The sequence below is a fragment of the Streptomyces sparsus genome (genome assembly GCF_054776295.1).
In genome coordinates, this window is record NZ_BAAHCA010000027.1 from 1 (window position 1) to 11,985 (window position 11,985).

General features: G+C 70.4%; 9 protein-coding genes. 5 read left to right on the forward strand and 4 right to left on the reverse strand.

The annotated features are described in order from the left end of the window. Nucleotides 1-110: 110 nt before the first annotated feature. A complete protein-coding gene (locus ACYVE9_RS03830; protein WP_461026269.1) occupies nucleotides 111-548 on the reverse strand; it encodes a lamin tail domain-containing protein in 438 nt (145 codons plus the stop codon). 325 nt (nucleotides 549-873) lie between these two features. Between ACYVE9_RS03830 and ACYVE9_RS03835 the strand changes: the two genes are divergently transcribed. Next, nucleotides 874-1,818, forward strand: a complete 945-nt coding sequence (locus tag ACYVE9_RS03835; RefSeq protein ID WP_461026257.1) for an immunity 49 family protein — start codon at nucleotides 874-876, stop codon at nucleotides 1,816-1,818. 129 nt (nucleotides 1,819-1,947) lie between these two features. Here the strand turns inward: ACYVE9_RS03835 and ACYVE9_RS03840 are convergent, their stop codons facing one another. Next, nucleotides 1,948-2,457 carry a DinB family protein gene (locus tag ACYVE9_RS03840; protein WP_461026258.1) on the reverse strand — a complete coding sequence of 170 codons (510 nt, stop codon included), beginning with the start codon at nucleotides 2,455-2,457 and terminating at the stop codon, nucleotides 1,948-1,950. Between the two features lie 38 nt (nucleotides 2,458-2,495). Then, nucleotides 2,496-3,122 (reverse strand): SAM-dependent methyltransferase, encoded by a 627-nt coding sequence (locus ACYVE9_RS03845; protein WP_461026259.1) that lies wholly within the window; start codon nucleotides 3,120-3,122, stop codon nucleotides 2,496-2,498. An 89-nt stretch (nucleotides 3,123-3,211) separates the two neighbouring features. Between ACYVE9_RS03845 and ACYVE9_RS03850 the strand changes: the two genes are divergently transcribed. Together ACYVE9_RS03850 and ACYVE9_RS03855 are read left to right on the forward strand one after the other, a co-directional pair. Beyond that, nucleotides 3,212-3,820, forward strand: a complete 609-nt coding sequence (locus ACYVE9_RS03850; protein ID WP_461026260.1) for a helix-turn-helix domain-containing protein — start codon at nucleotides 3,212-3,214, stop codon at nucleotides 3,818-3,820. A gap of 234 nt (nucleotides 3,821-4,054) precedes the next feature. Then, complete coding sequence (locus ACYVE9_RS03855; protein WP_461026261.1) at nucleotides 4,055-5,968, forward strand: endoglycosylceramidase; 1,914 nt, start codon at nucleotides 4,055-4,057, stop codon at nucleotides 5,966-5,968. On the opposite strand, the gene ACYVE9_RS03860 is transcribed toward ACYVE9_RS03855, so the two are convergent. After that, entirely contained in the window at nucleotides 5,932-7,242 is a 1,311-nt protein-coding gene (locus ACYVE9_RS03860; RefSeq protein WP_461026262.1) for a YncE family protein, read from the reverse strand. The genes ACYVE9_RS03855 and ACYVE9_RS03860 overlap by 37 nt on opposite strands. A 447-nt stretch (nucleotides 7,243-7,689) precedes the next feature. Between ACYVE9_RS03860 and ACYVE9_RS03865 the strand changes: the two genes are divergently transcribed. Continuing rightward, on the forward strand, nucleotides 7,690-10,542 hold the full coding sequence (locus ACYVE9_RS03865; protein WP_461026263.1) for a lectin: 2,853 nt from the start codon (nucleotides 7,690-7,692) through the stop codon (nucleotides 10,540-10,542). A 14-nt stretch (nucleotides 10,543-10,556) separates the two neighbouring features. Then, nucleotides 10,557-11,985: ThuA domain-containing protein (locus ACYVE9_RS03870; RefSeq protein ID WP_461026264.1), on the forward strand; the 1,429-nt coding region annotated here is incomplete at its 3' end.

Consider the following 11,985-nt stretch of genomic DNA (forward strand, 5'->3'; position numbering starts at 1 on the left):
CGACCCGACCACCGGGCCGGGCGCCGCCCCGACTCCGGTACGGGCCCCTTCCGCGGCCGTACCGGAGTCCGCTTCGGTCACGCCCCGGCGGGCGCCGACCGGGAAGGCGGTCAGTGGAAGCGTATGTACCCGTTTCCGTCGCGGTCGTTGGCGCTCTTGGTGTAGGCGTGGACGTCCGCGCGGCTGCCGGAGGGCTTGTGGAGGAGGACCGTGTCCTTGTCGTTGTTCCAGATGAAGTTGCAGTTGTTGCGGTAGACGACGTTGTACTTGTCGGAGTCGGTGCCGCGGCCCCCGCGGAGCTTGACGTAGTCACCCGGCTGGAGGGAGTGGCTGCGGGTGAAGACGAAGCGGTTGCCGGCGGCGTCCTTGACGACGTAGCCCCTGAGGTTGACCGTCGCCGACGACGAGTAGTTCTTGATCGTCAGGTACTCGTCGCGGGTGTTGCCGCTGGAGCAGCTGTTGGAGTCCCGGCCCGGCGCGTCGTACTGCACGCCGCGGACCTTCAGCGCCGAGGAGTACTCGGCGGCCTGCGCCTGCGTCGGCACCATGAGGACGGTGGCACATCCGGCGGCGAGAGCAGCCGCCAGAGTGGTGTGGGTACGCGTCACGTCAGTCCCATCGTTCGGCTGCGCGCTCCCAGCGCGCAGCGAGAGCGACAACGTACAGACGGTCCCGCCGTGCGCCGGGGCCTTGTTACGGAACCGGGACAGGCGGGAAGCGGCAGGCGTCACGTCGCCGTGCGACCGGGACGCGTCGGCGACGGGCCGCCGGGCGACGGGCCGACGGTGGCCGCGCCGGTCAGTGCGCGCATGACAACATTGCGCACCAACGGTGTGCCGTCGCCCACCGGGAGGACCGAGAAAGGACGCCGACGTGCAGGAAGTGACGCGCCACAGCGTCAGCGAGCAGCGGATCGCCGACGCCCTGGCGGACGTCAAGGGACGGACGTTCAAGTGCTGGCACGGCTTGCGCTACGGAGACGCGGGGCTGAAAGAGCTTCAGATCGCCGCCGCCGACCTGGTGGACCACGTGGCCGCGCGCTCGACGCAGGACCCGGCGCTCGAAGGCGCCACCGAGCGGCTCGCCCTGCGGACCGCGGCGGAGTGCGCGCTGGGCGTGCTGAGCGTCGGCTGCGCTCCCGGCGGTGACTTCGCCGTGCCCTTCCCGCTGTTCAACGAGAGGTTCAGCAGCAACGACGTGGACTTCCGGGACGCGGTGGACCTGGCGCCGACCGCGTGGACGTGGGTGGAAGCGTTCCGGCTCTGCCTGGTCAGCGGCGTGCTGCGGGAATGGGACCGGGCGATCGGCCTGATGCTCCGGGAGGAGTACGCGCCCGCCGTCCGCAGCGGCCTGCCGCACTCACCGCTGGATTCGGTTTCGGAGCCGGCGGACCTGGCGGAGATGGACGCACTGTGCACCTACCTGGCCCGCGCCCACGGCCACCTGCCCAGCGACTGGCCCGTGGAGACCGTCTGCAGACCCGACGCCGACGAGCGGCGCGAGGCGGCGCAGCGCCTGGACGCCGTCGACTCGCCGACGCCCGACCAGCAGCTGCTCCGCGTCCTCCTGGACGACGACCAGCCGGCCTTCGAGCAGGCTCTGGCCGACCGGCTCGTGCGGCACCGCGAAGGCGCCGCAGCCGACGCGGACCCCCGGAGCCTGCTGCCGCTCGGTGCGCTGGCGGTCGCCGCGCTGGCCGTCCGGGTGCACGGCTGGCAGTTGCACGTCCGGTCCGCCTACCTGCCGCACAGCCTGCTGCGCACTCCGGAGATCGCCCCGGAGGTCGGCAACCGGTACGGAGGCTGGGCGGCTTCCTGACACCCGCCGGGCGCCGCACCCGACGCCGAGGGAGGGCGGCGAGCGCGGCAGCCGTCACCGCCCGCCCGCGTCGGGTGCGGTGCCCGGGGGAGCAACTCCGGCGCCTTCCGTCTCGACAGGGCGGCGACATCAGCGTCCGGTGGCGCCGTCGATCAGTTCGCGGAGGATGTCCGCGTGGCCGGCGTGACGGCCGGTCTCCTCGATCAGATGGGTGAGTGCCCAGCGGACACTGGGAGCGGGACGGCCCGGCTGCGGCCGGGGGAGTGGCGCGCCGAGGTCGGTGCACCCGTCGAGCAGCGTGTTCACCCGCTCGACGGCTTCCCGGTAGCGGGCGACGACGTCGGCGACGCCGTCCTGCGGCGCGGCGTGGAACGTCGCCTGCCAGTCGGTGACCTCCTCACCGAGAAACGTCGAGCGCTCGACGTGGGTGAGGTGGTGGAGCAGGCCGAGCAGGTTCGTGCCCGACGGCACGCCGGCGGTGCGGACGTGCGGCTCGGGGGCGCTGCCGACCTTTGCGGCGATCGAGCCCCGGAGGTAGTCGAGGAACCCGCGCAGGGTCTCGGCCTCGCTGCTTCCGGTCCGGGGCGGTGGGGCATCGTCGCGTCGGCCGGGGCGGGGGCGGCGGGAGACGGCCGGCATGGTGACCTCCTCGGTCGGGTGGGCGCTCGCGCACCGGATCAGGTGGCGCGGCGGATGAGCAGGACGTGGTCGACGACCTCGGCGGTGCGCCCGCCCGGGCCGGTCGCGATCCGGCGCGGGGCGTCGGCCCGCTCGACCGTCCACCCGGCCGGGTCCAGGTCGATGCCGGCTGCGACCTCCCCCGGGGTCGGGTGGTGGGCTGCGGGATTCTGGTCCCACGACCAGGGGGCGGTGGAGCCGTGGTCGACCACCAGCAGCCGGCCGCCCGGGCGCAGCGCGTGCGCTGCCGCGCGCAGCACGGCCGCCCTGTCCAGGTCGAAGGGCGTGTGGAGGTAGTGGGCGGAGACCAGATCGAACCGGCCCTTCGGGAAGGATTCACGAAGGTCGTGCCGCTCGGTGGTGACCAGGTCGCTGAGGGAGCGCGAACCGGCGTGGTCGGCGAGCCGCTCGACCGCCACGGACGAGATGTCGACGGCGGTGACCCGCCACTCCCGGTGGGCCAGCCACAGCGAGTCCCCGCCGTTGCCGCAGCCGAGATCCAACGCGTCGCCGGGTCGTAGGCCCTCGGCTGTCTCGACGAGACGGGCGTTCGGCCGCGGGTCGGTGGCCGCCGGCCGGTCCGCGTGGACGTCGTCCCAGAACGTGGCCGCATCGGTGGTGTGCATCGGAGCTCCTCTGTCGGTCGGGATGCAGGCAGTCTCACCGGACGCCCCCGGTTCGGCACGAAAACTTGCGGTTGTGGCAACCTGACCGCATGGGCGGTGAAGCGGAGGACGTGCTTGAGGCGGTGGGGCCACGGCTGCGTGCGCTGCGACGGCACCGCGGCATCACGCTGGCCGATCTCGCGGCGGCGACCGGTGTCTCCGAGAGCACCCTGTCCCGGCTGGAGAGCGGGCAGCGCCGGGCGACGCTGGAACTGCTGCTGCCACTCGCCCGGATCTACGACGTTCCGTTGGACGACCTGGTCGGTGCTCCCCGCACGGGCGACCCTCGCATCCACCTGAAGCCGATCCGGCGGTTCGGAATGACCTTCGTGCCGTTGTCCCGGCGGCCGGGCGGCACCCAGGCCTTCAAAATGATCATTCCAAGCCGGCCCGAACCGCTCGAACCGACCCCGCAGACACACGAGGGCTCCGAATGGCTCTACGTGCTCAACGGCCGTCTGCGGCTGGTGCTCGGTGAGCGCGACCTGACCTTGCGGCCCGGTGAGGCCGCCGAGTTCGACACCTCCACGCCGCACTGGCTGGGCAGCGCCGACGGCGGCGCGGTCGAGCTGCTCGTCCTGTTCGGCCTGCAAGGGGTGCGTGCGCACGTGCGCGCCGGCTCACCGTCGACCGGTGCACGCCGCCACTCCGGGGGCTGACTCCGCTACGAGGGCGGGTGGTTGTCGGACGGTGGGTTCGCGGAACGCCGGTCGGGTCGGCGGTGACCGCGCACTTCGCCTGCGTTCGCCCGACGGGCGGCCGAGTGGCCGGAGGGGCGGCCGGTCAGGAGATCAGGTTGGCGGACGGCAGCCCAAATCCCTTGCGCCTAAGGGAACTTACCAGTCAGTCAACTGCCATTGACGACCGGCCGACTCGTTGGGACGGTGGTGGACATGTCAAAAATGGCGGTCGTGCCCGTACTGCGAACGCGTCTGCTCGGTGTGCTCGTACTCCTCACCGGCTACCTGAGCACGGCGGGTGTCCAACCCGCTCAGGCTCTCCCCGACGAGCTCTGGTTCGACGCCCCCGCCGCGGCCACCCTCACCGTCGAGGACGGCCGCTTCAAGGACGGCCTCGGCCGCGAGGTCGTCCTGCGCGGCTACAACGTCTCCGGCTCGGCCAAGCTCAAGGAGAACAACGGCCTGCCCTTCGCCTCGGTCGCCGACGCCCGCAAGTCAGCACGGGCGCTCCGGGCACTCGGCGGCGGCAACTCGGTCCGGTTCCTGCTCCACTGGGCGTACGCGGAGCCGGCACGCGGGCAGGTGGACACCGCCTACCTGGCCGCCGCGACCGCGCAGATGGGCGCCTTCCTCGACGCCGGGATCCGCGTCTACCCCGACTTCCACCAGGACCTCTACTCCCGTTGGCTGTTCGACGCCGACAGCTGGTACACCGGTGACGGTGCCCCCGGATGGGCGGTGGACGTGGGCGACTATCCGGACGAGTTCTGCGGGATCTGCCTCTTCTGGGGGCAGAACATCACCCAGAACGAGGCCGTGAAGCGGGCGACGTACGACTTCTGGCACAACAGGTACGGCCTCCAGGACGCCTTCCTCGCCACCGCGCAGAAGACCATGACCTACGTACGGGAGCACCTCAGTGCCGCCCAGTTCGCGGGCGTCGTCGGCTTCGACCCCTGGAACGAACCGCATGCCGGAGTGCACGACCCGGGGCAGACCAGCCGCACCTGGGAGAAGGACGTGCTGTGGCCGTTCTACGAGCGGTTCCGCGCCCGGATGGACGCGGCGGGCTGGCAGGCCAAGCCCGCCTTCGTCGAGCCGAACCTGTTCTGGAACGCCAACATCGACTTCCAGAAGGAGGAGGGCGGATTCCTGGACGCGGGCACGCTCGGGCCGCGGTACGTCTTCAACACGCACTTCTACGACCAGAAGGCCATCTCGGGCATCTTCATGTGGGGCAAGGCGGCGGACGGCCAGTACGTCACCGACTTCGGCACGGTCCGCGACCGGGCCGCCGCCACCGGCACGACCGCGGTCATCAGCGAGTTCGGGCACCCGCTGTCCGGCGCGGTCTCCGACAAGGCGCCCACGGTCCTCAAGGCGATGTACCAGGCCATGGACTCCCGGGTACGGGGGGCCGACTGGTGGTTCGACCCGGCGCGGTCCGGTCCTGTGCTCTCCGGCCAGCAGTGGCAGTGGGACATCCACAACGGACGGCACCACGAACTGAGGAACGACAACCCCGACGAGGTGCAGACCGAGGGCGACGCCTGGAACGACGAGGACCTGTCCGCCGTACGCCTCGACGACGCGGGCACGCCCGTGCTGCGCCAGGACGCCCGGCTCCTGGACCGGATCTATCCGAGCGCCACCGCGGGCACCACCCTCGCGTTCACGTACGAGGACCGCTCCCGGGACGGGGCGACGACGCTGACGTGGAACCCGGTGCCGAGTTCCCTGCCGAACGTCCGGCAACTCGTGGGCTCGGGCCAGTACTCCCTGCTGGTCTGGCGCTCGGACGGCAGCGCCGAACCCACCGAACTGCACCTACCGGCGTCCTTCCCGACCTCGTCGACGACCGTGGTCTCCGACCTCGGCGTCACCGCGGCTCCACCCGCGTACTCCAGGACCACACCCATCGCGGCGGCGAGTGAACCGGGCGGTACCGGAAGCCGTCGCCTCCTGCTCACCGACACCGACTCGGGCGCGTTGCACTACGCCCTGGTCACCAACGGCGCGACAGCCCCCTCCGCGGCGCTGCTGGACGCGGCGCGGACGGAGCTGTCGTCGTGGACGGCGACGGAGTTCGGTCAGGCGGACGGACCGGTCCAGCCGGCGGGCACCTGAGCGAGCCGCACGCGCTGGGGGTGGTCGCCGACCGGGACCGACGCGGTCTTCTGCCCGGTGGCGAAGTCGATCGCCGTGACCCGGTCGGCGCCGGCCTCCGAGACCACACATGACTCGCCGTCGCCGCTGACGGTCGCCCAGTACGGCTTGATGGCGGTGACGAGCGGGCCCTCCTGGAGGGTCGAGCGGTCGACCACGGTCGCGTAGTCGTCCATCGTGCCCGCGACGCACAGCTTGCTGCCGTCCGGCTTCATCGAAATGCCGTGGTGCCGGGAGTCGTTGACCCAGGTGGTGCGGTCCGTGCTGGTTTCCGGGTTCTGCGGCAGGGTCTTCACACGGGTGATCCTGTCGGTCGCGATGTCGTACTCCAGGAAGCCGTGGAAGAACGACACCTGGAAGTACAGCTTCGACTCGTCTGGGCTGAACACCGCGGGACGGACGGCGTCCGAGTGGTCGTCGAGACCGATCGTGTCCAACCGGTCCCGCATGTCGATGACCTCGACCTGCTCGAAGGTCTCCGCGTCCACCACCGTGATCCTGCGGTCGCCCTTCGTCCAGTCCAGCCAGGGCGCGTCCAGCGCGTTGTTGACCTCACCGATGGACATGTTCCAGATGTACTTGCCGTCGCTGGTGAAGATGTTCTCGTGCGGCTTGTCGCCGGTGCCGAACGAACCGACCTGCTCGCCGGAGTCGATGTCCAGTACGTGCACGGTGTTCGAGGTCGAGGCCGAGACGGCGACGCGGGTGCCGTCGGGGGAGACGGCCATGTGGTCGGCGCGGAAACCCGACACCGGGAAACGCCAGTTGATGTCCCCGGTGGCCAGGTCGATCGAGACCACATCGGCGAAGCTCGGCCGGGAGACGACCATCGACCGCCCGTCCGGGGTGGAGTACATGTCGTCCACGAACTGGTCGTGGCCTTCGCCGACGCTGTTGCGGATGGTCATGAAGGCGATCCACCTGATCGGGGTGGCGTTGATCTCCGCCATGCGCTCGGCCTTGTCGGGGATGACGTTGATCCGGCCGATCTTCGCGAGGTCACCGGTGGATTCGATGACATCGGCGGTGCCGTCCCAGTTGTTGCCCACGAACATCACCTCCCGCAGCTCGGCGGCGGAGGCCCGGTCGGCGGCAGGCTGGGCGGTGGCCACCGAGGCGGTCCCACCGGCGGTGAGGGCGAGGACGGCGGCCACGGCGGAGAGGCGGCGGAGACCGGCGCGCCGGGGCCGGGGAAGACGGGGTGCGGGGGCGTCGGGGGCGTCGGGAGAGGGCATGGGAGTTCCTCCTGCATGATGGGGGCATGACAAGACGCACGGGTTGGTGTGCGGCGGCTCCGAGGAAACGCGGATCCTTCCGAAGCAGCTGAAACCAGAGGGACGTACTGGAAAGTAGGGAAGAGGCGCCCGCTCCACAAGACCGCGCACACCCCCGAGTCGGCGAACAGCCGGTACAACCGGCCGTCGCGGCGCCCCGGAGGCGTTGCCCCGCCGGGGGTGTGCGTCCCGCCAGCTTGCGAGCACCGCGTTTGTCCCGTCCGAGGGAAAAGTTGCGGGATCTTGTGCGAAATGGGTTACGGAACTCAACAAAGCCCGCTAACTTCCTCGCAATGCACCGGTCACAGCACCCCGGCCGGTCTGGTCGGCGCGGCGGCGCGCGCCTGTGAACCCCCCATTGGCAGTCCGGAGAGGCCTGCCACCATCCCACCATTTTGGGAGACCTCTGTGCGCAGGAGACCGCTCAGGCACAGCCGAACCCGCCTCCTACTGACCGCCGTGGCATGCGCCTTCGGCTGTCTGCTGCCGGTGCACCCGGCCGTCGCCGCGCCCGCGGACCCGGGCGGCAGGGCCGAGGCGCCCGCAGCTCCGGATTTCCAGCAGGTCACGCTCGCCAAGGGCGTGGTCGAGACGGGTGAGCCGATGACGCTCGCGGTGCTGCCGGACCGCTCGGTCCTGCACACCTCGCGCGACGGCACCGTCCGGCTGACGAACGCCGCCGGGACCACCAAGGTCGCCGGCAAGCTGGACGTCTACAGCCACGACGAAGAGGGACTGCAAGGCGTGGCGGTGGACCCCGACTTCTCGTCCAACCGGCACGTCTACCTCTACTACGCGCCCGAACTCGGCACCCCGGGCGGTGACGCACCGGCCGACGGCACAGCCGCCGACTTCGCCCCCTTCGACGGGGTCAACCGGCTTTCCCGGTTCGTCCTGAAGACCGACGGCACCCTGGACCTCGCCGCCGAGAAGAAGATCCTGGACGTGCCGGCCTCCCGCGGCATCTGCTGCCACGTCGGCGGCGACATCGACTTCGACGCGGACGGGAACCTGTACCTGTCCACGGGCGACGACACCAACCCGTTCGCCTCCGACGGGTTCACCCCCATCGACGAACGCGCCACGCGCAACCCCGCCTACGACGCCCAGCGTTCCTCGGGCAACACCAACGACCTGCGGGGCAAGGTGCTGCGCATCAAGGTGGCCGCCGACGGCTCGTACTCGGTCCCGAGCGGCAACCTCTTCCCGCCCGGCACCGCGAAGACCCGCCCCGAGATCTACGCCATGGGGTTCCGCAACCCCTTCCGTATGAGCGTCGACAAGGCCACGGGCATCGTCCACCTCGGTGACTACGGCCCCGACGCCGGCAGTTCCAGCCCCTCGCGGGGGCCCGCCGGGCAGGTGGAGTTCAACCGGATCACGAAGGCGGGCAACTACGGCTGGCCGTACTGCCATGGTGACAACGACGCCTACGTCGACCACAACTTCGCCACCGGCTCCTCGGGCTCCGCGTTCAGCTGCGCCGCCCCCGAAAACACCTCACCGAACAACACCGGCCTCACCGACCTTCCTCCCGCCCAGCCCGCCTGGATCCCCTACGACGGTGACTCCGTCGAGGAGTTCGGCAACGGCTCGGAGTCCCCGATGGGCGGCCCGGTCTACCGCTACGACGCCGACTCCACCTCCGAGGTGAAGTTCCCGCAGGAGTACGACGGGGACTTCTTCGCCGGCGAGTTCGGCCGCCGCTGGATCAAGCGCATCGAGTCCGGCGGCGACGGCACGGTGCAGTCCATCAACTCCTTCCCCTGGAGCGGCACCCAGGTGATGGACATGGCCTTCGGCCCGGACGGTGCCCTGTACGTCCTCGACTACGGCACCGGCTACTTCAGCGGCGACGAGAACTCCGCCCTGTACCGCATCGAGCACGTCACGGGTGGTCGCGCACCGACCGCGCAGGCCAAGGCCGGCGTCACCTCGGGCAAGGCACCCCTGGCCGTCTCGTTCTCCTCGGCCGGCAGCTCCGACCCGGACGGCGACGACCTCAGCTACGCCTGGAACTTCGGTGACGGCGCCACCTCCACCGCCGCCGACCCCTCCCACACGTACACCGCCAACGGCCAGTACACGGCCACGCTGAAGGTCACGGACACGACCGGCAAGTCCGCGACGGCCTCGGTGCGGATCACCGTCGGGAACACCGCGCCGACGGTGAAGCTCGACCTGCCCGTGGACGGAAGCATCCACGACTTCGGTGACGCGATCCCGTTCGAGGTGACGGTGACCGACCCCGAGGACGGCACGATCGACTGCTCCAAGGTGAAGGTCACCTTCATCGTCGGACACGACAGCCACGGCCACCCGCAGACCTCGACCACCGGATGCACCGGCACGCTGCAGACCCTGGCGGACGGCGAGCACGATCCCAACGCGAACATCTTCGGCGTCATCGACGCCGAGTACACCGACAAGGGCGCGAACGGCCAGCCCGCACTGACCACACACGACCAGCACATCACCCAGCCCACCCACCGGCAGGCCGAGCACTTCGGTGACTCCGCCGGTGTGCAGGCCGTCACCCACGAGCCCGCGCGTGGCGGAAAGACCGTCGGCCACATCGACGACGGCGACTGGATCTCCTTCACGCCGTACGCCCTCGGCAACGTGACGACGTTCACCGCCCGGGTCTCCTCCGCAGGCGCCGGCGGCACCATCGAGGTACGCGCCGGGTCCCCGACCGGCACGCTGCTCGGCACGGCGACCGTGCCGGTGACCGGCGGCTGGGAGACGTTCGAGGACGTGACCGCCCCGCTGGAGCGCGGGCCGGCCGGATCGACATCCCTCCACCTCGTCTTCAAGGGCGGCAGCGGTTCGCTGTTCGACGTCGACGAGTTCTCCTTCACCACCTCGGGCGGCGGCGACCGCTCGGGTGAGGTGAGGGGGGTCAACGGTAAGTGTCTGGATGTGGTTGGTGGTGGTTCGGCTGACGGTACGGGGGTGCAGGTCTGGACGTGCAACGGGTCGGGTGCGCAGGAGTGGTCTGTGCCTGGTGACGGTTCGTTGCGGGCGTTGGGCAAGTGTCTGGATGTTTCGGGTGGGGGGAGTGCGGACGGTACGAAGGTGCAGTTGTGGACGTGCAACGGGACGGGTGCGCAGAGGTGGGCGGCCCAGTCGGACGGCACGGTGCGTAATCCGCAGTCGGGCAAGTGTCTGGACGCGTCGGGAGGCACGTGGAACGACGGAACGCGTGTGCACCTGTGGTCCTGCCACACCGGCCCCAACCAGAAGTGGACACTGCCGTGAGGAGGCGACCGTACATGCGCACCTACCTGAAAGCGACCCTCGGTCTGTTGACCGGCGCCGCGCTCTGCCTGGCCCCGAACGCCGCGGCCCTGCCCGGATCCGGCAGCCCGCCCGTCACCGCGGAGAAGTCCGCCGCGGCCGACCCGGCGTACAAGGTCCTCGTCTTCTCCAAGACGGCGGGCTTCCGGCACTCCTCGATCGACGACGGCATCGCCGCCCTGCGTGAACTGGGCGCGGCGAACGACTTCACCGTCGACGCCACCGAGGACGCGCAGACGTTCACGACGGGCAACCTCGCCCAGTACAAGGCGGTCGTCTTCCTGTCGACCACCGGTGACGTGCTGAACGCCGCCCAGCAGACCGCCTTCGAGCACTACATACAGGGCGGCGGCGGATACGTCGGCATCCACGCCGCCGCCGACACCGAGTACGACTGGCCCTTCTACGAGGGCCTGGCCGGGGCCCTCTTCCACTCGCACCCGGCCATCCAGCCCGCCACGGTCAAGGTGGAGGACCGGGCGCACGACGCCACCGCCCATCTGGACAGCACCTGGCAGCGCACCGACGAGTGGTACAACTACCGCAGCAACCCGCGCACGACCGCCCGCGTCCTGGCCTCGCTCGACGAGTCCAGCTACTCCGGCGGCAACATGTCCGGCGACCACCCGATCGCCTGGTGCAAGGACTACCAGGGTGGCCGCGCCTTCTACACCGGCGGCGGCCACACCGACGAGTCGTACACCGAGCCCGACTTCCGCCGGCACCTGCTCGGCGGCATCCGCTGGGCCGCCGGAATGACCGAGGCCGACTGCCGTCCGGAGACCGGCTACACGTCCCTGTTCGACGGCTCGTCCACCACCGGCTGGGAACAGGCCGGACCGGGCGGGTTCACCCTCGCCGACGGGACGCTCACGTCCCGGGGCGGGCTGGGCATGTTCTGGTACTCCGGAAAGGAGCTGACGGGCGACTACTCCCTCAAGCTCGACTGGAAGGCGGCCGGGGACGACAACTCCGGGGTCTTCGTCGGGTTCCCGGCCTCCGACGACCCGTGGTCCGCGGTGGACAACGGCTACGAGATCCAGATCGACGCCACCGACTCGGCCGACCGCACCACCGGAGCCGTCTACGGCTTCCAGTCCGCCGACATCGCCGCGCGGGACGCCGCGCTCAACCCGCCGGGGGAGTGGAACACCTACGAGCTCCGGGTCACCGGGGAACGGCTGGAGATCTTCCTCAACGGCCGGAAGATCAACGACTTCACCAACACCGACCCGGCGCGCAGCCTGCGCCAGGGCCACGTCGGAATCCAGAACCACGGTGACGGCGACGAGGTGTCCTTCCGCGACATCCGTGTCAAGCAGGGCGGGGGCGAGGAGCCCGGTCCTCACTCGGGTGAGGTGAGGGGGGTCAACGGTAAGTGTCTGGATGTGGTTGGTGGTGGTT